This is a genomic window from Lactobacillus laiwuensis, from assembly GCF_019972835.1.
GTDB lineage: Bacteria > Bacillota > Bacilli > Lactobacillales > Lactobacillaceae > Lactobacillus > Lactobacillus laiwuensis.
Window position 1 is genome coordinate 219,301 of sequence record NZ_BPPB01000001.1, and the last position, 20,474, is coordinate 239,774.

Sequence of the window (20,474 nt, forward strand, 5' to 3'; positions counted from 1 at the left end):
GTTAATTAATGAAAGCGCTTAAATATAAAAGATTGTGAAGTTAAATTCATCTTCAAAAGCGCATTACATAGTGCTATAATGAAATTAGATAGCGCTTACATCACAAACTCATATAGTGTTGTCTAATAAGTTTTATCAAGTTCTATGTTAGAAAGTGAGAGAAATTAATTTAGCACTTGTTAAATTGATTTCGTCGGAGGAATAAAAATGGATATACTTAAAACAGTTCTTGCGATCATCCCTATCGTTTGGCTGATACTTTCCTTGGGTGTTTTTCGCATTCGAGGAGATTTGTCGTGCTTAATCGGCTTTGCTTTATCAATAATTCTTAGTATTGTCGGTTTCCACTTTTCGTTTTCAAACAGTATTACTGCCGGAATTGATGGCATAATTATGGCTTTATGGCCAATAATTTATGTTATTATTTCCGCTCTGTTTATCTACAATATTAGTAGAAAATCAGGGGGAATGGATACAATAATGTCTATGTTAACTTCAATTACTAAGGATATGAGATTCTTAGTATTGATCTTAGCATGGGGATTAGGCGGATTTTTGGAAGCCATTGCCGGTTTCGGTACTGCGGTAGCGATCCCTGCAAGTATTCTAATTATGTTGGGCATGAGTCCTATTAAAGCAGCTGTGGTTTGTTTGGTAGCAAATACTGCTCCTACTGCTTTTGGTGCCGTTGGTTTGCCAGTAACAACTCTGGCTAAAGTAACAGGTCTAGGAGTTACTGAGTTAGGTTATTTAATTGCTATACAATTATTTGTTTTAATGATGATAGTTCCATTCGTTTTGGTCATGATGACTGAAGGTAAGGGACTTAAGTCATTTAAAGGAAAAGGTGTTTTGGTTTGCACCTTGGTAGCTGGTTTAACATTTGCGGTTCCAGAAATTTTCATTACTAAATATTTAGGTCCTGAACTACCATCAATTGTAGGTTCAATAGTTTGTTTACTATGTTTAGTAATTATTATTAAGAAATATAGCAGCAAAGATGAAGTTGCATCCGCTAGTGCTGAAAAGGACGATAAAGCTCCTATTTCCACTGCTGATAAAATCAAGGCTTGGGTACCATTTATTTTGGTATTTTGCTTTATCATTTTCACTTCATCAATGTTCCCAGCAATTCATAATGCACTAGCAAGCGTTAAAACTAGTTTCCACTTCTATAATGGTGCAAATGCCAAGCCAGTTGACATTGACTGGTTGTCATCACCGGGTACTTTAATTTTACTGTCGAGTATCATTGGTGGTGCTATTCAAGGTTTGTCATTTAAGGAAATGTTTTCCGTTTTGACAAGTACGATCAAGCAATTGGTTAAAACAATTATTACTGTTTGTTCTATTGTGGGCTTGTCCAAAGTAATGGGTTACAGCGGAATGATTGATGTCATTGCGGTTAGCCTCGTAACTTTAACTGGTGCATTTTACCCAGTAATTTCACCAATCATCGGTGTTCTAGGTATCTTTATCACTGGTAGTGATACTTCAGCTAACGTTCTCTTTGGTGAATTGCAAGTACAAGCTGCCCACGCACTGAAAGTAAGTCCATACTGGCTGGCAGCTGCTAACATGGTTGGTGCTACCGCCGGTAAGATGCTTTCACCACAGAACATCGCAATTGCTACAGGAGCTACTGGTCTTGAGGGTAAAGAAGGAGTTATTCTTAAGAAAGCTTTGCCGCATTGTGCATGGTACACTGCATTATTGTGTGTGATCGTGTTTGTGTTAGGAAAGATGCTTAGTTTCCTATAATTTAATTGTATAAAATAATTGTTGATAAGCAAAAAACAACCTCAAACCAAAAGTTTGGGGCTGTTTTGTTTTTAAATAACCATTAAAAGTAATTGTTGAGAAATACTAAAACAAAAGACAGCTAGAGAAGTGGCGCCGATAATATCTGATGGAAAGTGGGCTTTAAGACTGATACGAGAAATGACAACCATTAGCCAAATTGCAAGTAAAATCCATAAAAGTCTATTACCTAATTGACCTGCAAAAAGTCGCCAGATAATTAAAGCCATAACAGTACTTCCTAAGACATGACCACTTGGAAAGCTATAGCCTTCTTCTAAATCTGAATGGAGGATTGGACGTTTTCTGCGCATCCATTTTTTTAAAAATAACCCTATTAAATCTGTAAAGCCTAAGGTAAATAATGCCCAGAAAGCAAGTAAATTTTCATTATTACTAATTAAAAAACTTGCTAAAAATACATCCAAAACAACTAATAGTTTAGGATCGTTTATAAATGCAATGATCTGCCAACCAATGCCATCACGCCTTCTAATCAGTTTGTGGTGCAGCCAGTGATCAAATAAATTGAAACGTCGTGAATTTCTGACATTAAAGATAAGTAGTATTAGTATTAGAGCAGATAATAAAGATATCCAAAAATTAATATTCAAAACACATCCCTACCTATAGTTTATATTCGCTTGTATTTTAACAGCAACGGGGCAAAGCATAAAAATTAAAATCTACTCTTGAGTAAAACTTAAGAATTGTAATTTAAAGGAGATTCAGAATTATAACTTTCGCTAAGATAAGTTCTAGCAAGGTAATTATTTTTAAAATAAAGCTTGACTTTAATTAAAACCAACTTAAAATTATTCTTATCAAGTTAGGGCGTAATTTAGGAGGAAAAAATGAATAATAATCACACTTCTAAGCAAGAGACTGTGGGTGAAGCTATACGTGATATTGCTCACCATGAACATAACTTTGCTTTAGCTGATAATTCTACTAACCATCTTGGTGATCTCGTTATTTATGGCACCCTTTATCTTTTTACACTTTTATTTTCTGATATTTGGTTTGACTGGCTGTTTGTATTGTTAGCTGTTGTTGCAATTATTAGCGTAATCCGTTATCAAAACTTCTTGCGACACAAGGTTAATTCCCAAAAAATGACTTCGTTTTTCGTAAATACTAGTTTGATTTCAACTGGGGTGAGGTGTTTTGTAATAGGAAACGCACCATTACTAGCTCTTAGTATGCATACTCAGGGAAAATTTAACTTCTCCATTTCTTTGCTGGTTGGTCTAGTTGTAGCTTTGATTGGATTAACCTGTCAGTATCATTACCTAACTAATCATCAAGTCATTGACAGGCAAAAGGAATCACCAAGCAAGACCTGCAAAAAAGCTTTTGATTTTAGTATTAAAAGTTGCAAAAAGGGTTATGTCAACCAAGGCTTTTTCTTTGATATTGCGTGTGGTTTTGCCCTTTTGGCAAATCATTTTTCTTATAAAGAATTCATCTTAGTTAAATTTGAAGCTTGGCAATTTGTTTTAATTACTATTTTAATAGTATTGGGTACAGTTCTATTTCAAAGGTTTTTACACAATAAAGTTGTTACAAATAATATAAGTAAAGGCTTTAAGTGGGGTACTTTATTAATGACGGCTGCGCGCGGCTATTTGATACCCATTGCACCATGGGTTGCAATGTGTCTGTTCACGGGTAGTGCAATTAATTGGCTTGCTATAAATCTTATTGGTGCATTTGTTGCCCTAGTTAGTTTGGGTTTGCAATACAGATATTTAGCAAAAGTTGGAGTTTTTTAAATAAAACTAGTTTGAGGGCAAATGATTCACATAAAAAGCAAGAATATTGATAGTCGGATTTACTATTATTACTGTAATTGTAGCTATTTTTGTCACCAATACCAAAAAAATGTGTTACATTTGTTGAAATTATCATGCTAATAAAAGGAACAGCCATTATTACAATCGGTATTAGATGGATTGTGATATCGCGGCATGATTTTTTCGATATAAGAACAGATCTGGGTTTACCAGTAATAATTTGTGTGCTGAATAGTGTAAAATTTTAAGGTTAGTTTTCTAGTTTAAATATGGAATATACCATGTTTAAACAGATAATATTGGGAGCTAATGAAATTGACTAAGAAAGAGCCATATTCAGACTTGCGCTGGTACTTACCTACCGGTGGCAAAGTAACTGGACGAGATTATCCAGAAACCGAGGAAGAAAGAAGGCAGACAGAAGAACTAATTAAGTTTGCTAAGAGCCTTCCTAAATCAGCTTTTGATAATGAGCGCAACAGAAAATTGAGAGAACAAATAAAAGCAGCAAACAAAAAATACGGTTTGCCAGAAGATGAGAATCTATAACTAGAAATTAAACTTGCCATCTAATTCTAAACTTAAACTATTTTTCTATTGGGTCTAAACTTGCAATTATTAAAGCGTTCTATTTTTTGTAGTGCAAAAAGTAATTCTGCACAATTAACTAGAACACAAGATAGATGGTTTTTCATCGGACAGAACAATAGTATTTAACTAAAATATAATGAAATTTTAATACAAAGGAAGCCAGAACAGGTATAGAAGCAGAAAAAAGTAGTGCGAGCACTTTACATGCGCAGTAGTACTTTTTTTTTGGCTCTTTTTTTGGCTTTTTTTATCGTATCAATCTATCTGATTAGTCAGTCTTTCTTTATCATATGTGCTAAAATCCATGATATTCCTTTTCTAAATAAAATTTGTGTACAAATATTATACCAATAACATAATGCTTATGTTTTGATGACTTTATACAATTATTTTATAGCTTATATATTTTGCACGCAACATAAAATTTATTTCCATTTAAAATATAATATTGTAAAAATTAAAAACAAATGGTAAGCTACGAAATAATTTAAATATTTTTAACTATATTTATTCATAGTCTAACTAACCACATTATTTAATGAACGTTCATAGAAAAGGGTGAAAGAATGGATACTAATTTAACAAAGATATCTGCAATTAAAGAAGCACTTCCAACAATTTTCGGCTATATTGGCATAAGTACGGCTTTTGGAATTATTGGCAAAGCCAGTGGTTTTTCTACTTTGGAAGTTTGCTTGATGTCTATTCTGATTTATGCCGGATCCGTTCAATTAACCACACTTAATATGCTAGTTGCCGGTAGTCCTATAGCTTCAATTGTTTTAGCAGCTTTCTTAGTCAACTCCCGAGTAATACTTATGAGCACGACTGTAGCAGGTTACTTAAAGCAGGAAAATTTAAAAAGGAATATTTTAATAGGAACATTTCTCACAGATGAGAGTTTTGCTCTAAGTATGAATAAAATCAATTATACAAATGACAAGTTAAATTTTACCTGGTTTAATACAGTAAATATTGTTTCTTACTTAACATGGCAAGTTGGAACACTTTTAGGAGCAGTATTGGGCAGTTTTATAACTGATCCCAAAAAATTAGGGCTTGACTTTGCTATTGTAGCAATGTTTATTGGTTTGCTTTATTTGCAGGTGATGGGGGACAAAAAACTAAATAAAGTACTCCAAATAATTGTGATATTGATTTCTTTTGCGCTGACATATTTACTGACAATTATTTTACCTGCCAACTTAGTGGTAATAGTCGTAACCTTAATTGGTTGTAGTTTAGGAATGGTAATAAAGCATGTCTTCTTCTGAATACATTTTAACGACAATCATTTTCTGTGGAATCACCACCTTGTTATCTAGAGTGATACCATTTGTCTTGTTGAAAAAATTCACCTTGCCGCCAAAATTAGTTGAATTTCTGTCTTTTGTTCCCATAGTGATCATGGCTGCTCTTTGGTTTAGTAACTTATTAATAGCAAAACCAGGTCATTTGCCTCAACTTAACATGCAGTACGCTTTGGCTTCACTGCCAACTTTTATTTCCGCAATTATTAGTAAGTCTCTCTTAATCATTGTGATAGTTGGTATGATTTCATTAGCAGTTCTTCGTTTAATTTAAGAAATGAATGTTATTTGTAAATCAAATAATGAAGTCTTTTATCTTGTTAACAATTTTTATGCTTTATAAGTAGCTTTGTTGTTTATTTATAATAGGGTGTTTAAATAATCTTGTGTAAATGACTATTGAAAAAAGGAATCTCTTCCTCGTATGATTGTCTTGTAAAACAAAAAATATATAAGATTATTTTCATAGTAATGATAAAAGAAGGGTGCAGCTTATTTTTATAAAAATAATAGAAAATGAAATTTAGTAATTAATAATTAATTTTAAAGTTGGCGAACATCTTTATAAGCTATTGACAATTTTTTCGATATTATCATCTGCCGTGTTTTATACTCATCAAGGATGTAGGCATAATTTTTTCCAGTTATTGTCATGTGTGAGTTTCCTAAACGTTTTGAAATGGCATATAAATCAATTACTTTACTGCTATGATAGAGAATGCAAAAGGTCATAAAAGTGTTGTATTTGTGTTACTTCTAAGAAAGCTAAATTCGAACTGTGATCTCTTAAAAGTTTTTTGTTTTTAAATATTTAAATCTTATTTTTTACTTAAGCTAATTAATTCTATAGTAGAAAATATAACTTCTCCAGCAGTCAAATTAGCCGTTACTTTGCTGACTTGACCTTTTTCAGTATCTTTGCCTAATATTTCGTTTAAATTATTATCAGTCCCATCTTCTGATATCAAGTTACCTCTGCCTTTTATTGGCCGTATGACATACCTTCCGGGTTTAATATCAAGTCCTACTAGCCATATTCCAGCACTTATTTTTGTTTTATATGTATATTTATCTGGTGTTGGCGTGAAGCTTGTAGACTCTATCCAGTCTAACTTGATTTTGTCATTTTTTACTAAGTTGGTAGTAAAAGAAGTTAACTGATCTCCTTTATCATCGTTTCCTAAAATAACGTTAATAGTAAAATCGCTGTTAGATAAATTCCCACTGCCCTTAACAGCTTTAATAACGTACCTGCCTGGCTTTATATCTCTACCGACCTTATACTTACCAGCGCCTAAAGTAACTGCTTTAGCTGTGTTCTTCACTGGTATAAATTTGGAAACCTTTTTTGAAGCATAGTCTGAAAGCTTTTTCCTCTTTTTTACAGGAGATGGTTTTATTGACTGAGGTGCGGTAGTTTTGTATGTTTCATCATGACTCTCGGCTTTATTTGAAGTTGAGACAAAGAAACCACAAATTAAAACTAGAATTAGTCCCCATATCCACCAGCGTTTCACTAATGGCTCATTTGATGGATTTTTACTTGGTGTTGGTGCTTCTTTATAATCTTTTCTATTTTTTAATTTTCTTTCACTAATAATCATGTAAATAATAAATATTATTAGTGCAATTACCCATAAAAATTTCATTTCCCTTCTCCCATTATACTTGTATCAGTACATTTATAATTTACCATTTTTATAAATGTCTTAAAAGAATAAATTTACATATATTTTTTAGTGCTATTGAATATCGTATTCTACATGAACAACTTTTCTTAAAATTATTTCCGGCTTACCTCTCTTTAAAAAAATCGAATCATAGTCATTATTTTCAGGAATTAAGATAACTTTATTTCCAGCGAGCTTTACACGTTTATTCGTAGCCTCATCATCTATTAAAACAGCTTTCAAAAGTTGATTTTCTTACAAGCGTTATTAATGATCCGTATGGAATTAGAAGCTTCATGAAATTGCCTTTGCAATATAGCATAAACAGCTTATTAGAAGGCACATGGTCAAAAGTTAGGTCATGATTTCCTAAAACATTTTGCTCGGCTAAAATAGTCCAAAAAATTATAAACTGGTAAAATTCAAAACTCAAAAAAGTATAAGAGCAGTTAAAAAACTGCTCATTATTAGTTCTATACCGTGCGAATGCATAATAAAAGCCTGTAATATTCGATATTACAAGCTTTTTAACATAATTTAAGGAGAGTACAGGATTTGAACCTGCGCGCCAAGGAAAAACTTGGTTCGCCGGATTTCGAGTCCGGTGCATTACCACTCTGCCAACTCTCCATAACGAATAACATTATACCTTAACTGAAATTTTTTTCAACTTGCCATTTTCTTCTAAATTGAACGAGTGCGTGTTTGTTATGTATTTGCTTGATGTAATATCGAAAAAAGCAATTAAATCAGCTACACACTAGATAGCAACTTTATTCTTTTAAATTACCGATTGTCTTGAGATAGGTTTTAATTTTTTGTTCTACAAACTTGATATTATCGTCAATTTTCTTTTCCTGTTCATGTAAATTATCAAGCTGCTTAAACAGTAAAACAAGTCTGTCAGGTATAGTTTGGTCACCCTCATAGCGTAATTTGGTGTATTTTTGCATTTCTTTAATACTCATGCCAGTTTTTTTTAAGCGAGAAATGAAACTAATCCATGCTACATCTTTTTCAGTATAGATGCGACGATTATTTTCATCACGATTTGGGAAAAGTAATCTTTGCTTTTCATAATAACGCAGTGTGTCAATTGAAAAGCCACTAAGTTTCGAAAATTGACCAATTGAATATTTCATTGTAGTTCCTTTCTAAAAAATTCCAGCAAAGTAAATGATACATCGTCATATTTTACCACTACCAAAAAATTTTGAAATAGTAGTTGACATGGACTATACTCCAGCAACTATTCTATAAAATGTTAAAAAAGTATACAAAACAAAAAGGAGAAAAACTATGAAAAATGATGAACGTTATCAAAAAGGTTTAGTAAATTTAGAAAAAGTTGATCAAAAGGGCGGCAAATCAGTTATTGATTCACTAGCTGGTTTATCTGAAGATGTAGGGCGCTACATTATTGAATTTGCATTTGGTGACGTATACGATCGTGGTGTCCTAGATCTAAAGCAAAGGGAAATGATTACCATTACGACTTTGCTTACACAAGGAGACACTGAACCGCAACTGAATGTTCATATCAATGGCGCTTTAAATGTCGGCTTAACGCCAAAGGAAGTAATCGAGACATTTATTCAAACTATTCCTTACGTGGGATTTCCGAAAGTGCTAAACGCGATTAATGTTGCTAAAAAGGTATTCAAAGATCGTGGAATAGATTTCACGCAATCGAATAAAAGTGAATAAAGTCATGACCAAAACTAGTTACTGTTATAAGTAAACTAGTTTTTTTATCTGAGGCTGATATAGTTCGTATTTTTATGACTATAAAACAAGCATGCATGAATTTAATTGTAAGTTAATTTTTGTGTTAAAGAAGTGAAATATGGAAAGTTCATTATCTAAGCGTGCAGCTGTGACTGACACAATTCCAACAGTTTTTGGCTATTTAGGAATTGCGTCCGCTTTTGGTGTGATTGCTCGCTCAACAGGTTTTTCGACTATTACAGTAATCATGATGTCAATCATAATCTATGCTGGATCAGCACAATTTACCACTGTTAGTATGCTAGTAGCAGGTAGTCCGATTGCTTCAATTATTTTTACTACATTTATGGTCAATTCAAGGATGATTCTAATGAGTACGACGGTGGCACCGTATTTTAAGAAAGATAAACTGGGCAAAGGTATTTTAATTGGCACGCTTTTAACTGATGAAAGCTTTGCTCTAGCAATGAATAAACTTAATTTTACAAATGGCAAAATGAATTTCAGTTGGTTCAATACTGAAAATATGATTTCATATAAAACTTGGGTATTTGCTACAGCGATTGGTGCCATACTTGGCAACTTTATTAAAGATCCAAAACAATTAGGTCTTGATTTTGCAAATGTGGCAATGTTTATTGGTTTGTTATATTTGCAAGTAAACGATGATAAGTCTTTAAATAAGCTGTTACAAGTAATAGTAATTTTACTGACAATGTTGTTGACCTATATTTTGACAATGATTTTGCCACCCAGTCTGGTTATTATTGTTGTAACTCTTATTGGATGTGCATTGGGGATGGTAATAAAACGTGTCTTCTTCTAACTATTTGTTTTTGACTATTATCGGATGTGGACTTGCAACTTGGCTATCGCGGATACTTCCCTTTGTTTTATTAAAAAAATTCACTTTACCTAAAGCAGTGGTTAAATTTCTATCTTTTGTACCGATAGTTATAATGTCTACTATGTGGTTTTGCAATTTATTCACCGCTCAACCAGGTCAATTGCCAAAAGCTAACCTTGAATATCTTGTTGCTTCAGTGCCAACTTTTATAGCAGCCATTGCTAGCAAATCACTTTTAGTAATTGTTATAGTTGGGGTAGTTTCTTTAGCTTTATTACGATTATTTATTTAGTAAAAGATTAATTAATAATTATTTTCTATTTCTGTAAATTTGAATTAAAAAAATTGTGAGTTATACTAATAAAAGTTGTTAATTTTTAACAATTAAGCAAATTTGTTATTAAAAATCAAATAAATATTTTGGTTGGAGTGAAAGACTTTCAAGAATTGTTCTCAGGTTTGGGTTGCCTGGGCAGTTTTGAAAGTCTTTTTTGCTGTAGAAAGCGGGAATGTAAATGCAATTTTTAGGAATATTAGTTGTTATTTTGTTTGCTACCCTAATTGGCGGACAATTTAGCGCAAGACTAAAATTGCCGGCTGTTGTCGGTGAATTACTAGCTGGGATAATAATAGGGCCAGCTGTTTTTAATTTGGTACAACATAGCGGAATCATCAAAGTTTTCTCAGACATCGGTGTGATTTTTTTGATGTTTTTGGCTGGTCTTGACAGTGATATTAAAACACTAAAAAAGCTTTTACGTCCCAGTATACTGGTAGCTGCCCTTGGTATGATAGTACCAATTATCATTGCTTATATGACAGGTATTCTTTTTAAATTTACACAGGTCGAAAGTTTATTTTTAGGCTTAACTTTTTCAGCCACCTCAGTTTCGATTTCAGTTGCTGTTTTGCAGGAGATGGGACGTCTAGATGGAAAAGAAGGCATGACAATTTTAGGAGCCGCAGTAGCAGATGACCTGCTATCAATACTGCTTTTGAGCATTGTTAGTGGACTGACAGGTGTTTCTGAACCAGGCTCAAATATGGGAAAAGATCTAGCTTTGAACTTGCTTATTCAGGCAGCATTTCTTATATTATTAGTCATTCTTAGCGTTTATGTTATACCTCGGTTAATCAGCCTAAGTCAGCGCCTGACCTTGCCCGTTCCAGAAACCTTGGTGGCAATGATTATTGTGGTTTTAGCTTCTTGGGGTGCCGAAGAGGTGGGGCTTAGTAACGTGATTGGCGCTTTTTGCGCTGGTTTGGCCCTCAATCGTACCTCAGCAAAGAAAATTCTCAAAAAGAATTTTACAGTAATTGGTTACAGCAGTTTTATTCCTATCTTTTTTGTCAGCATTGGTTTAGATATGAGCATTAAGGGAGTACTACACGATTTTATCTTATTTATCATTTTGATAATTGGCGGTGTTATTTCAAAATTGGTTGGAGCAAGTTTGGGAGCAAAAATTGCGGGTTTTAGCAATTCCAGTGCACTGTTAGTCGGAACCGGAATGGTTTCGCGCGGTGAAATGGCGCTAGTGGTTGCACAAATAGGTTTGACAAATCATCTACTTGCGCCAGCGGCATATTCAACTGTCATTGGTGCGATCATTATGACAACTGTGATTTCGCCATTTCTGCTCAAATGGTCAATAATAAAAATGGATATGAATGAATAAAGCAAAAACCAGATACTTAAGATACACTCTGCGATCTGACCTTCTAGTTAAATTTCTTAAAGTCGTTTAAAAGTTATGCTATGATTAAAAACGTGTTTTTTCACAGTTAAACTTAAACAGAAGGTAGGAAGGTCGGATGAAAGTTCAGCCAAAAGCTGATATTTTTAAATTAAGATGGTACATTAACCAAATGCGTGGTTGGAGTTTTAAAACATATCTCTTATTAATGCTGGGGATCGGTATTATTATTGGGACTACTGTTGCGTCCCCAATTGATAAAATTTCATTGTTGACAATGATTGCCGCAGTTTTGGGTTTCACTTGTACTCTTGCTATTACTAACGCCAGACAAATTAATGGTATTTTGGGCTTGATGTCAGCTACAATTTACATCATTGTTTCCGTTTATGCCCAAAACTATGCTAATGTAATTTTACAGGGTGTATATATTGTTATTTTGGATTTACCCGTGTTGTTGTTACCGTCTTGGTCTAAAGATACGGAAAAACATATTCATGGTTTGACAATAACAAAGTGGCTTCTTACCATTCTCTTTTTTACCGTGGTGCTAGTTTTACTTTATCTGCTAGATACAAAAATTTTCATTAGTCCAAGGCCCCTAATCGATGCGGCAGCTGGAGCAATTGGAATTACTGGATCTCTTCTTTGCACATTACATTTTCGCGAGCAATACTATTTTTGGACTATTCAAGGAATACTTTCAATTATTTTATGGGGAGTTACAGCATTTCAGGGGGCTGCTAATTTAACATTATTTTTAACGTATATCATGTACCTAATTAATGATCTGTTGGCATTTACGGACAAACACACTCATTGGTTTCACTAACAAAAAAGAAGTCTTCTTCAAAAGACTCCTTTTATTTTGCTAAATGTTTTTTGACAATTCTACTTAATATCTTAGTTGCACCTTTACCAGCCTTATCATCATAATAGGATTGGTAGCGAGTATCTTTATCATAGGCATCGACTATTCCTAAATGGATTTTGCTGGAATAATTAGGCATAATAATTCGCAGCCAGTTTTGATGCTTTTTAAAGACATCATCACCCAAGTCGGCTTCTTTAGAGGGATCTTTAACAATTGCTTGTAAATCTCGTACTAGATCCGCTTCAGTTTGCTTCATTTTATTATATTTCTCTTCAGAGAATTGGCTAGATTCAGACATAATTTCCTCCTGTAATTCGTTAAGATACTTAAATAACTATAGCAATAATGTTGCGAAAAATCATGTGTAAATAAATGTTCTATTTATTTAAATAAAAATATTGTTTTGCATAATTGGTAGAGTTAAGCAAATGCTAAGAAATCTGAAAAATAAAGCGTTATAATTAAGATAGAGGCGAATTGATGATCATTTTTGTTTGGGCAGAAGATAAAAAACACCAAATTGGTCTAGATGGACATTTACCTTGGAGTTTGCCTGCTGACTTACACCATTTTAAAAAAATAACCTATGGACATCCCATTGTCATGGGGCGAAGAACTTTTATGAGCTTACCTCATATTTTACCTGGCCGTATGCACATTGTTTTGAGTACTAAAAAAGAGCTGAAAAATAAATTTCACGATGATCAAAGAGTTTTAATATTATCTTCAATCACTGAATTACAAAGTTGGATTGGTAAACACAAAAATCTGGAAATTTGTGTAATTGGCGGTAATTCGGTTTTTGACGTCTTGAAAAATCAGGTAGATTGCTTAGAAAAAACTGAAATCAAAGCGACTTTTACAGCTGATGTGACGATGGCAAAACTTAATTATAGCGATTTTAAGCTAGTAAAAAGGGAATTTCATCAGCCTGACAATTTAAATTTTTATCCTTATGAATTTTTAACTTATATGAGAAAGGAGAAATAACATGAAACAAGTTATTGCTTCTACCGTCGTTTTAATAATTTGTATATTAACTTTGATTAGCAGCTTTTTACTTGCAGAAAACTTAAATCATAATTATTGGTGGCAGGTAATTGGAATGGCTATTGTAACCTTTGCCGTGGGACAATATTTTTTAAAAATAATAAAATCATACCAAGCAACTAAAAAATAATTTATTTTTTGGTTGACAGGAAAATTTTTAGATGTTAAATTAATAAACAATTAAATAATTAATACATCTTGAAAAGCAGAGTAGCTATTATTTTTACTAATAAAGAGAGCTGACGTTTGGTGAGAGTCAGTTAGTAAGGTGTAGTGAACATGGGCTTGAAATGATGACTGCTAGTGATATTTAGCTAGTGGCGGAGTTGCATCCGTTATGATTGCAAGCTATTGTTAGATAGTTGTTGAGGTTTATTACGTGAGTAATAAGCAAATTAAAGGTGGTAACACGAAGCACTCGTCCTTAGTTTAGGATGAGTGCTTTTTTTATTGAAAAATTGGGAGGTTTTTCTAATGACTAAAAAGAGTCGCAATATAATTATTGGAGTAATTGCAGCCATTGTAATTATTGCCATTGCCTGGTTTAGCTTTGGCAAAAAAGCAGATAGCAATCAAAAAAACCATGTTGTTACAGTAGGTATAGTTAGTGAGTCTAAACCGAAAGAGGTTATTTGGGATCACGCTGCAGCCTTAGCCAAGAAAAAGTATGGCATAACGATTAAGATCAAGAATTTCACTGATTACAATCAACCAAATAAGGCAGTAAAAAGTGGAGACATCGATCTGAATGCATTTCAACATTATGCTTTTCTTAAGGCCTGGAATAAAGCCAATCATGGTGGACTAGTAGCTATCGGACGCACAGATATCAATCCGATTAGGTTATATTCAAAGAAATATCATAAATTAAGTGAATTGCCAAAAGGTGCCACAATTGCTGTGCCAAATGATGCAAGTAATGAATCCCGTTCTTTACTTGTTTTGAAAAATGCTGGACTTATTACATTACGTAAGGGTAAAGCTCTTGTGACTGTAGCAGATATTGTAAAGAATCCTAAAAACATTAAAGTTAAAGAAATTAGTGCCGATCAATGTGGCCGGGTTATTAATTCAGTAGAAGCAGCAGTTATTAATAATGACTTTGCTCGTCCTGCTGGTTTAGGTGAAAAACAAACAATTTTTGTTGAGCCGGTAAATAGAGATTCTTACCAATGGATAAATATCATTGTTGCTAAAAAAGATCAAGCAAAAAACAAGGATTACCAAGCAGTAGTCAAATGTTATCAAACTGCTGAGACTAAACGGATTCAAAAGAAATATTATGGCAACATGACTAGAAGTGCTTGGGACATTAAATTGAAGTAAAAATTCTAATGATCGGAGAAGATTGTAATGGGTATTATTGATTTAGAACACGTAAGTGTAGATTTCCCTGATAAAAAAGGCAAAATTGTACAAGCAGTTCATGATGTTAGTCTAACTGTAGAAAAAGGTGATATTTATGGTGTTGTGGGCTTTTCCGGAGCTGGTAAGTCAACTTTAGTCAGAACAGTCAACCTTTTACAAAAACCAACAGCCGGCAACATTAAAGTTAATGGAACTGATTTTGTCAAAGACGGCAAGCAGGTAATAGCTAATAAAGATTTACAATTAGCTCGTAGAAAAATCGGTATGATTTTTCAAAATTTTAATTTATTAAATGAAATAAGCGTCGTTGACAACGTGTCCTTTGCCCTGAAACATTCTGGATTAAAAGAAAAAGAAATTAAGGAAAAATCATTAAAATTATTAGATTTAGTGGATTTAAGAGATAAAGCAAACTTTTATCCGGTGCAACTTTCTGGAGGTCAGCAACAAAGAGTTGCTATTGCCAGAGCTTTAGCGAATGAACCAGATATTTTGATTTCAGATGAGGCTACTAGTGCACTTGATCCACAAAATACTCTTCAAATTCTGACATTGCTCAAAAAGCTCCAAAAAGATCTTAACTTAACTATTGTCTTGATAACCCATGAAATGGCGGCTATTAAGAAAGTTTGTAATAAAGTTGCCTTAATGCAGTTTGGACAAATTGTTGAAAAAGGAAGTTTAAGGGATGTTGTGCTACATCCTAAAAATGATTTGACCAAGAGTTTCGTGGGTGGCTCTTTGGAAGTAATCAACACTTTGAAATCTCTTAATATTGATAAGCTTGACAATGATAATGAGGCTATTTATCAACTTGTATATAGCATGGCTAATGTCACCAAAACAATTGTTGTTGATTTATACCGTGAAGTAGGAGTTGAAGCCAGCATGTTATACGGCAATGTTGAATTGCTTGATGATGAGCCAATTGGTACTTTACTTGTTCAAGTCAAAGGAGACAAGACAAAACAGCAGGAGACAGCTGCTTATTTAAGAAAAGAAAAAGTTGCTGTCACTCGTTTAAACGAAAAGGGGGATCTATATGAGTAGTTGGTTTAGCAAAGTTTTTCCCAATGTTGTGCAATTAGGTTGGCTGGGAGACACTGGCTGGGGCACTAGCATTATTCAAACTCTGTATATGACTTTTTGGGCCGGAATTTTTGGCGGCATTCTTGGGATGGTTTTTGGTATTGTTTTAGTCTTAACCAAAAGTGACGGTATCAGGCCTAATAAATTTTGGTTTAACCTTTGTGATAAAATTGTTTCAATTTTTAGAGCAATTCCGTTTATTATTTTACTGGCATTCATCGCTCCAGTAACACAAAAAATTGTAGGTACCCAAATCGGTATTCAAGCAGCGTTAGTTCCTCTGACACTAGGTTGTTTCCCATTTTATGCACGTCAAGTTCAAGTAGCACTAGAAAGTGTGGATCACGGCAAAATTGAAGCAGCACAGAGTTTAGGCGCTACGATTTGGGACATCATATTTAGTGTTTATTTAAATGAAGCCAGATCAGAACTTGCTCGTGTTTCTACTGTAACAATTATCAGTCTAATTGGTTTGACTGCAATGGCAGGAGCTATAGGTGCCGGTGGACTAGGTAATACTGCAATTTCATACGGATATAATCGTTTTAATAATGACGTAACACTTATTGCGACAGTTTTAGTTATTATTTTAATATTTATTGTTCAAGTCATTGGTGACTTTTTTGCCAACAGATTGAATCATCAAAATCGCTAAAAATTTTAAAACAAAATAAAAACAACGAGTTAAAACTCGTTGTTTTTTCGTATTTAATTGTAGAATTATTTAACTGCGTCCTTCAATGCTTTACCAGGCTTGAATGCCGGTACTTTTGTTGCAGGAATCGTTAAAGTTTTACCAGTTTGTGGGTTTCTACCTTTTCTAGCTGCACGATTACGTACTTCAAAAGAGCCAAAACCTATGATTTGTACTTTTTCGCCTTTAGCCAAGTTATCCTTGATTGATTCGATTAAAGCATCGATAACTTTTTCTGCATCTTTTTGTTTAAGATCTGTCTTTGCTGAAACTTCTTTAGTAAGTTCAGACTTGTTAATTGAAGCCATAATTCTTCTCTTTTCTATAAAAAATATTACACATCCAATGCTATTAAATAGTTTGTATTTTTTCTATACCAATCCACCTAAAGCATTGTGTCGCTTGATATTCGGCAACTTTTATTATTTTAGCACACATATAGCTACCTTCAACAGTAAAAAGCTAAATGTTAGGTTAATTTTTGTTGTTTTAACAAGCGGTTGACCATTTGCAGGTAATTAAGGTAAAGGGGTTTAAACCGAGAATGTTTCTCCTTTTGCCAGGGCTTAGGTTTACCACAAAAATGTAAAATTGACGTGTTTTTCATGACCCACTCAGTATTTATTTCACCTGTGCTTCTTGTTAAGTAAACTGAGAAAGCTCTGGCATCGTAGTTCCAGCGCGTTTCCGGAATTTTTAAAATATCTTCGCCATATAGATAATTGAGAATATCTTGGTCTGGCAAAATTAAAGTATCATGATGCTCTTCAATTGCCTGGGTAATTTCTTCAATTTTAATTTTTGTACGCATTTGATCCAAATCCATCAACATTATTCCTGAGTTAAAGTATCCCGTTGATGTACCCAGCCTGATATTATTGATTGAACTCATAATGTCTGTTAGCCCTTCATGAACGGAAGCCGCAAACATTTTACCTTCAAGGTCTAATTCCCATAAAGGCACTATTGAGTTAATAACTAAAATGTCTGGATCAAGGTAGATAATTCGATGTAGATCTGCCGGCAAAATTCTACTCGAGAGTAATCTGAAATACATTTCCTTGGGATAATCATGCAAGTTGAGTAATGAATCAGGAAATTTAATATTCTTGTTCATGGTAAGGGTGGCTACCTTAATTCCTATTTTTTCGCCAAATTTTTTTAATTTGTTCAGAGCATGCTGGTTGATGTTATCGTAAATTAGCCAGACATGAAACTCTTCAGTCATATTGTTAAGCCTAAGAGAATACATCATAACTTCGAGTGGTTTGATATAATTTTGGTCTATAGTGACCAGTATTTCAATTGGTTCTTTTTGCGACTTTTTCATGAAGTTCTTCCTTTAACAACATTTTTGTGTTTTCACTATTTCTTAGTATAAAGCAAAAGTATGTTATATACCTCATAATATAAGTTGTAAAAAAACTAAAAACCATAAATATAGAACGTAAAGTAATTGTTTTGTTTTTGTAAAAGAAATTATTTATTCAAAGTAGTAGAATGTATATAAATAAGTTTTAACAATGAGGTGTCAACATGAAGAAAAAACTACTCTTAAGTGTAGCTGGAGTCGCATCTTTGACTTTGGGATTGAGTGTAACTAAGCCAGTGCTCGCCGCAGATACTCCTGCAGCAACCACCAATCAAAGTCAGACTAATACTACAACATCTAATACTACGAACGGAGATTCAAACACGTCAAATACTACTGACCAAAGTAAAACCAATAATGGACAATCTAATACAACTAACAGTACAAATAATCCTGCTACTGCAGATACTGACAAAAAGCCTAAGAAAAATAATACTAATTCAAATAATGCGATAAAATATTTAGGCAAAACTGTCAAATTAAAGAGAAATGCCTATATATTTGACAGTAAGGGTAAAAGAATTAAAAACAAAAAACTGAAAAAAGGAACAATTCTTTCAATTACGGGTTTTACCACAGTTAAAAATAAGAGTTACTTGCAAATATCATTAAATGGCAAGAAAACTAAGAAGAAAGAATACGTAAAGCCAGGTAATGTAAAGCTTTTTAAAGTTGCCAGCTACAAGGTAAAACGCAACGCTAAAGTATACAATAGCAAAGGCAAGCTTCTGGTAAAAGGAAATAAATATTCATACGTTAAAAAAGGTACAACAGTTTTTGTCTATAGTACCAAGAAGATCAAAGGTAAAAAGTTAGTAGGAATATCTGAAACACAGTTTTTAAAATGGTCTGATTTAGTTCATAAGACTGGTAAAGCAGTCATTAAATAATTGCGTTTTGTTTTTTTTAGGAGGCATACAAATGACTGATCCTGTTTTAAAGAGAGTAGCTGTCAGAAAATATACGACTGAAAAAGTTGCTCAAGATGATATTGATAAGTTGATCAATGCTTTTCAAGCATCTCCTTGTGGCATGCATCAAACTGATGTGATGCAGATGACAGTGGTTGAAGATGAAAAATTATTATCACAAATAGAACAAGTTACAAGTAACGCTTGCTATAATGCTCCTTTATTATTTGTCATTAATGTCAAAAAGAACAATGAGTTTGGTGAAAGAGACGCTTCTGTTGCTGCAGAAAACATAATGGTAGAGGCCGCAGAACTCAACTTGGGTTCGGTTTATCTAATGAATGCAGCAAGCGTGCTCAATTCTGCTAAAAACTTGGAAGAGAAGTTAGGTCTTCCGCAAAATTTTGAAACTTGTGTCATTGTTGCCTGCGGTCACGCTGCAGAACATCCCAATGCTGATAGATCTTCCAGGTATAAGGTTATAAGAAAGTAATATTGTTTTGTAGTTGTGTCTTAAACTTTAGCCACACTTTTATTGATGAAGGTGTACTAAAGTTTTTTATTTTGAACAAAATATTTAATTTATTGCAACACAAATGGTTTATATAAATGTTACTTGGTATAATAATTATGTAAGCGTTACATTTATTTACTGAAGGAGCTAATTACATGAAAAAAATTATTAATGATCCTGCTAATGTTGTACCAGAAATGGTTAAAGGTATGGTGAGATCTTATCCACAATTTATAACTAAAATAGAAGATGCTGAAGCTGTGATGAGAGCAGATAAGGAATCAATGACTGGTAAAGTAGGCATTGTCAGTGGGGGAGGCTCTGGCCACGAACCTACTCATGCTGGTTTTGTAGGTAAAGGGATGTTGAGTGCAGCTGTTTGCGGAGAAGTGTTTACATCCCCAACGCCGGATCAAATATACGCGGCCATCAAAGCAGTTGACCAAGGTCAAGGTGTCTTTTTAGTAATTAAAAATTATTCGGGAGATGTCATGAACTTCGATATGGCAAAAGATATGGCTGATATGGACAACATCAAAGTTAAATCAATTGTGGTGGATGATGATATTGCTGTTGAAAACAGTACTTTTACGCAAGGTAGACGTGGTGTAGCCGGTACTTTGTTTATGCATAAGATACTTGGCGCCATGGCTCAAAACGGTGCGAGTTTAGACGAAATTGATGCAGCAGCCAAAAAAGTTTTGCCTAATATTAAAACAATTGCAGTAGCCTTATCAGCTGCTACCAATCCCGAAACAGGCAAACCTGGTTTTGTTTTAAAAGAAGATGAAATTGAATATGGAGTTGGCATTCATTCAGAACCTGGTTACCGGCGTGAAAAAATTAAGCCTGCTAAAGACTTGGTATCTGAATTGGTAGGAAAATTAAATGATGAAATGCATCTAGATCACAACAAGAAATATGCGGTATTGGTTAATGGCATGGGTGCAACTCCACTAATGGAACAATACATTTTTAGCAACGACTTGCTTGATAAATTGGCAGCGATTGATGTTAAACCAGCTTTTATGAAAGTTGGTAATTACATGACCTCACTAGATATGGCTGGTATTTCGCTCACGTTTTTTGAAATAGCTGACGAAAAGTGGCTTGATTATCTTAATCAACCAGTTGAAACGATAGCTTGGTAAGAAGAAGGGTAA

The 20,474-nt window shown here is 33.6% G+C and carries 25 protein-coding genes, 1 tRNA gene and 1 other annotated feature; of the genes, 18 read left to right on the plus strand and 8 right to left on the minus strand.

Annotation, left to right across the window (positions count from 1 at the left end; all coding sequences use genetic code 11):
- Window positions 1–207 precede the first annotated feature (207 nt).
- On the plus strand, window positions 208–1,761 hold the full coding sequence (locus LDM92_RS01040; RefSeq protein WP_223901654.1) for an L-lactate permease: 1,554 nt from the start codon (window positions 208–210) through the stop codon (window positions 1,759–1,761).
- Window positions 1,762–1,832: 71 nt separating this feature from the next.
- On the opposite strand, the gene LDM92_RS01045 is transcribed toward LDM92_RS01040, so the two are convergent.
- Window positions 1,833–2,408 (minus strand): phosphatase PAP2 family protein, encoded by a 576-nt coding sequence (locus tag LDM92_RS01045; protein ID WP_373868639.1) that lies wholly within the window; start codon window positions 2,406–2,408, stop codon window positions 1,833–1,835.
- A 246-nt stretch (window positions 2,409–2,654) separates the two neighbouring features.
- On the opposite strand from LDM92_RS01045, the gene LDM92_RS01050 reads away from it, so the two are divergent.
- From LDM92_RS01050 to LDM92_RS01065, 4 genes are all read left to right on the plus strand, one after another.
- Window positions 2,655–3,575, plus strand: a complete 921-nt coding sequence (locus LDM92_RS01050) for a hypothetical protein (RefSeq protein WP_223901656.1) — start codon at window positions 2,655–2,657, stop codon at window positions 3,573–3,575.
- Between the two features lie 336 nt (window positions 3,576–3,911).
- Complete coding sequence (locus LDM92_RS01055) at window positions 3,912–4,145, plus strand: hypothetical protein (RefSeq protein ID WP_223901657.1); 234 nt, start codon at window positions 3,912–3,914, stop codon at window positions 4,143–4,145.
- 608 nt (window positions 4,146–4,753) lie between these two features.
- Window positions 4,754–5,461, plus strand: a complete 708-nt coding sequence (locus LDM92_RS01060; RefSeq protein ID WP_223901658.1) for an AzlC family ABC transporter permease — start codon at window positions 4,754–4,756, stop codon at window positions 5,459–5,461.
- On the plus strand, window positions 5,448–5,771 hold the full coding sequence (locus tag LDM92_RS01065) for an AzlD domain-containing protein (RefSeq protein WP_034979597.1): 324 nt from the start codon (window positions 5,448–5,450) through the stop codon (window positions 5,769–5,771). Before LDM92_RS01060 ends, LDM92_RS01065 begins: the two co-directional genes overlap by 14 nt.
- Window positions 5,772–6,315: 544 nt before the next feature.
- On the opposite strand, the gene LDM92_RS01070 is transcribed toward LDM92_RS01065, so the two are convergent.
- The 4 genes from LDM92_RS01070 to LDM92_RS01085 form a co-directional block, all read right to left on the minus strand.
- Complete coding sequence (locus LDM92_RS01070; protein ID WP_223901659.1) at window positions 6,316–7,146, minus strand: hypothetical protein; 831 nt, start codon at window positions 7,144–7,146, stop codon at window positions 6,316–6,318.
- 93 nt (window positions 7,147–7,239) lie between these two features.
- Window positions 7,240–7,410: a S24 family peptidase gene (locus LDM92_RS01075; RefSeq protein WP_223901660.1), complete on the minus strand. Its 171-nt coding sequence runs from the start codon at window positions 7,408–7,410 to the stop codon at window positions 7,240–7,242.
- A 297-nt stretch (window positions 7,411–7,707) separates the two neighbouring features.
- A tRNA-Ser gene (locus LDM92_RS01080) sits at window positions 7,708–7,797 on the minus strand.
- Between the two features lie 143 nt (window positions 7,798–7,940).
- Window positions 7,941–8,309 (minus strand): MerR family transcriptional regulator, encoded by a 369-nt coding sequence (locus tag LDM92_RS01085; RefSeq protein ID WP_223901661.1) that lies wholly within the window; start codon window positions 8,307–8,309, stop codon window positions 7,941–7,943.
- Window positions 8,310–8,466: 157 nt separating this feature from the next.
- On the opposite strand from LDM92_RS01085, the gene LDM92_RS01090 reads away from it, so the two are divergent.
- From LDM92_RS01090 to pnuC, 5 genes are all read left to right on the plus strand, one after another.
- Complete coding sequence (locus LDM92_RS01090; protein WP_223901662.1) at window positions 8,467–8,874, plus strand: carboxymuconolactone decarboxylase family protein; 408 nt, start codon at window positions 8,467–8,469, stop codon at window positions 8,872–8,874.
- Between the two features lie 139 nt (window positions 8,875–9,013).
- Complete coding sequence (locus LDM92_RS01095) at window positions 9,014–9,721, plus strand: AzlC family ABC transporter permease (protein WP_223901663.1); 708 nt, start codon at window positions 9,014–9,016, stop codon at window positions 9,719–9,721.
- On the plus strand, window positions 9,708–10,034 hold the full coding sequence (locus tag LDM92_RS01100) for an AzlD domain-containing protein (protein WP_223901664.1): 327 nt from the start codon (window positions 9,708–9,710) through the stop codon (window positions 10,032–10,034). The genes LDM92_RS01095 and LDM92_RS01100 overlap by 14 nt, the downstream gene beginning before the upstream one ends.
- Window positions 10,035–10,257: 223 nt before the next feature.
- The gene (locus LDM92_RS01105; RefSeq protein ID WP_223901665.1) at window positions 10,258–11,421 is read left to right on the plus strand and encodes a cation:proton antiporter; all 1,164 of its coding nucleotides are present in this window, start codon (window positions 10,258–10,260) and stop codon (window positions 11,419–11,421) included.
- 136 nt (window positions 11,422–11,557) lie between these two features.
- On the plus strand, window positions 11,558–12,271 hold the full coding sequence (gene pnuC / locus LDM92_RS01110; protein WP_223901666.1) for a nicotinamide riboside transporter PnuC: 714 nt from the start codon (window positions 11,558–11,560) through the stop codon (window positions 12,269–12,271).
- A gap of 31 nt (window positions 12,272–12,302) precedes the next feature.
- On the opposite strand, the gene LDM92_RS01115 is transcribed toward pnuC, so the two are convergent.
- Window positions 12,303–12,611, minus strand: coding sequence for a TipAS antibiotic-recognition domain-containing protein (locus LDM92_RS01115; RefSeq protein WP_223901667.1), 309 nt, complete (start codon window positions 12,609–12,611; stop codon window positions 12,303–12,305).
- A 182-nt stretch (window positions 12,612–12,793) separates the two neighbouring features.
- Here LDM92_RS01115 and LDM92_RS01120 point away from each other — a divergent pair, with 182 nt between their 5' ends.
- The 5 genes from LDM92_RS01120 (at window position 12,794) to LDM92_RS01140 (ending at window position 16,475) form a co-directional block, all read left to right on the plus strand.
- The gene (locus tag LDM92_RS01120) at window positions 12,794–13,303 is read left to right on the plus strand and encodes a dihydrofolate reductase (RefSeq protein WP_223901668.1); all 510 of its coding nucleotides are present in this window, start codon (window positions 12,794–12,796) and stop codon (window positions 13,301–13,303) included.
- A 1-nt stretch (window position 13,304) separates the two neighbouring features.
- A complete protein-coding gene (locus LDM92_RS01125; protein WP_109586365.1) occupies window positions 13,305–13,493 on the plus strand; it encodes a hypothetical protein in 189 nt (62 codons plus the stop codon).
- A gap of 59 nt (window positions 13,494–13,552) precedes the next feature.
- Window positions 13,553–13,792: a binding site (T-box leader), on the plus strand.
- A 45-nt stretch (window positions 13,793–13,837) separates the two neighbouring features.
- Complete coding sequence (locus LDM92_RS01130; protein WP_223901669.1) at window positions 13,838–14,689, plus strand: MetQ/NlpA family ABC transporter substrate-binding protein; 852 nt, start codon at window positions 13,838–13,840, stop codon at window positions 14,687–14,689.
- Between the two features lie 27 nt (window positions 14,690–14,716).
- Complete coding sequence (locus LDM92_RS01135) at window positions 14,717–15,781, plus strand: methionine ABC transporter ATP-binding protein (protein WP_223901670.1); 1,065 nt, start codon at window positions 14,717–14,719, stop codon at window positions 15,779–15,781.
- Complete coding sequence (locus tag LDM92_RS01140; RefSeq protein WP_109586362.1) at window positions 15,774–16,475, plus strand: methionine ABC transporter permease; 702 nt, start codon at window positions 15,774–15,776, stop codon at window positions 16,473–16,475. The genes LDM92_RS01135 and LDM92_RS01140 overlap by 8 nt, the downstream gene beginning before the upstream one ends.
- A 65-nt stretch (window positions 16,476–16,540) precedes the next feature.
- Here the strand turns inward: LDM92_RS01140 and hbs are convergent, their stop codons facing one another.
- Both hbs and LDM92_RS01150 read right to left on the minus strand, forming a co-directional pair.
- Window positions 16,541–16,822, minus strand: a complete 282-nt coding sequence (hbs, locus tag LDM92_RS01145; protein ID WP_034979630.1) for a non-specific DNA-binding protein Hbs — start codon at window positions 16,820–16,822, stop codon at window positions 16,541–16,543.
- Window positions 16,823–16,983: 161 nt separating this feature from the next.
- The gene (locus LDM92_RS01150) at window positions 16,984–17,844 is read right to left on the minus strand and encodes a glycosyltransferase family 8 protein (protein ID WP_223901671.1); all 861 of its coding nucleotides are present in this window, start codon (window positions 17,842–17,844) and stop codon (window positions 16,984–16,986) included.
- 206 nt (window positions 17,845–18,050) lie between these two features.
- Here LDM92_RS01150 and LDM92_RS01155 point away from each other — a divergent pair, with 206 nt between their 5' ends.
- The 3 genes from LDM92_RS01155 (at window position 18,051) to dhaK (ending at window position 20,462) form a co-directional block, all read left to right on the plus strand.
- A complete protein-coding gene (locus LDM92_RS01155; RefSeq protein ID WP_223901672.1) occupies window positions 18,051–18,776 on the plus strand; it encodes an SLAP domain-containing protein in 726 nt (241 codons plus the stop codon).
- Window positions 18,777–18,807: 31 nt separating this feature from the next.
- On the plus strand, window positions 18,808–19,290 hold the full coding sequence (locus LDM92_RS01160) for a nitroreductase family protein (protein ID WP_223901673.1): 483 nt from the start codon (window positions 18,808–18,810) through the stop codon (window positions 19,288–19,290).
- A 176-nt stretch (window positions 19,291–19,466) separates the two neighbouring features.
- Window positions 19,467–20,462, plus strand: a complete 996-nt coding sequence (gene dhaK, locus LDM92_RS01165; protein WP_223901674.1) for a dihydroxyacetone kinase subunit DhaK — start codon at window positions 19,467–19,469, stop codon at window positions 20,460–20,462.
- The last annotated feature ends 12 nt before the right edge of the window (window positions 20,463–20,474 follow it).

Coding starts and splice junctions, on each gene's coding strand:
- hbs (WP_034979630.1), bottom strand. CDS start 16,822: ATGGCTTCAATTAACAAGTCTGAACTTACTAAAGAAGTTTCAGCAAAG.
- LDM92_RS01125 (WP_109586365.1), top strand. CDS start 13,305: ATGAAACAAGTTATTGCTTCTACCGTCGTTTTAATAATTTGTATATTA.
- LDM92_RS01065 (WP_034979597.1), top strand. CDS start 5,448: ATGTCTTCTTCTGAATACATTTTAACGACAATCATTTTCTGTGGAATC.
- LDM92_RS01115 (WP_223901667.1), bottom strand. CDS start 12,611: ATGTCTGAATCTAGCCAATTCTCTGAAGAGAAATATAATAAAATGAAG.
- pnuC (WP_223901666.1), top strand. CDS start 11,558: ATGAAAGTTCAGCCAAAAGCTGATATTTTTAAATTAAGATGGTACATT.
- LDM92_RS01040 (WP_223901654.1), top strand. CDS start 208: ATGGATATACTTAAAACAGTTCTTGCGATCATCCCTATCGTTTGGCTG.
- LDM92_RS01090 (WP_223901662.1), top strand. CDS start 8,467: ATGAAAAATGATGAACGTTATCAAAAAGGTTTAGTAAATTTAGAAAAA.
- LDM92_RS01085 (WP_223901661.1), bottom strand. CDS start 8,309: ATGAAATATTCAATTGGTCAATTTTCGAAACTTAGTGGCTTTTCAATT.
- LDM92_RS01050 (WP_223901656.1), top strand. CDS start 2,655: ATGAATAATAATCACACTTCTAAGCAAGAGACTGTGGGTGAAGCTATA.
- LDM92_RS01150 (WP_223901671.1), bottom strand. CDS start 17,844: ATGAAAAAGTCGCAAAAAGAACCAATTGAAATACTGGTCACTATAGAC.
- LDM92_RS01155 (WP_223901672.1), top strand. CDS start 18,051: ATGAAGAAAAAACTACTCTTAAGTGTAGCTGGAGTCGCATCTTTGACT.
- LDM92_RS01060 (WP_223901658.1), top strand. CDS start 4,754: ATGGATACTAATTTAACAAAGATATCTGCAATTAAAGAAGCACTTCCA.
- LDM92_RS01140 (WP_109586362.1), top strand. CDS start 15,774: ATGAGTAGTTGGTTTAGCAAAGTTTTTCCCAATGTTGTGCAATTAGGT.
- LDM92_RS01120 (WP_223901668.1), top strand. CDS start 12,794: ATGATCATTTTTGTTTGGGCAGAAGATAAAAAACACCAAATTGGTCTA.
- LDM92_RS01130 (WP_223901669.1), top strand. CDS start 13,838: ATGACTAAAAAGAGTCGCAATATAATTATTGGAGTAATTGCAGCCATT.
- LDM92_RS01070 (WP_223901659.1), bottom strand. CDS start 7,146: ATGAAATTTTTATGGGTAATTGCACTAATAATATTTATTATTTACATG.
- LDM92_RS01095 (WP_223901663.1), top strand. CDS start 9,014: ATGGAAAGTTCATTATCTAAGCGTGCAGCTGTGACTGACACAATTCCA.
- LDM92_RS01105 (WP_223901665.1), top strand. CDS start 10,258: ATGCAATTTTTAGGAATATTAGTTGTTATTTTGTTTGCTACCCTAATT.
- LDM92_RS01160 (WP_223901673.1), top strand. CDS start 18,808: ATGACTGATCCTGTTTTAAAGAGAGTAGCTGTCAGAAAATATACGACT.
- LDM92_RS01135 (WP_223901670.1), top strand. CDS start 14,717: ATGGGTATTATTGATTTAGAACACGTAAGTGTAGATTTCCCTGATAAA.
- dhaK (WP_223901674.1), top strand. CDS start 19,467: ATGAAAAAAATTATTAATGATCCTGCTAATGTTGTACCAGAAATGGTT.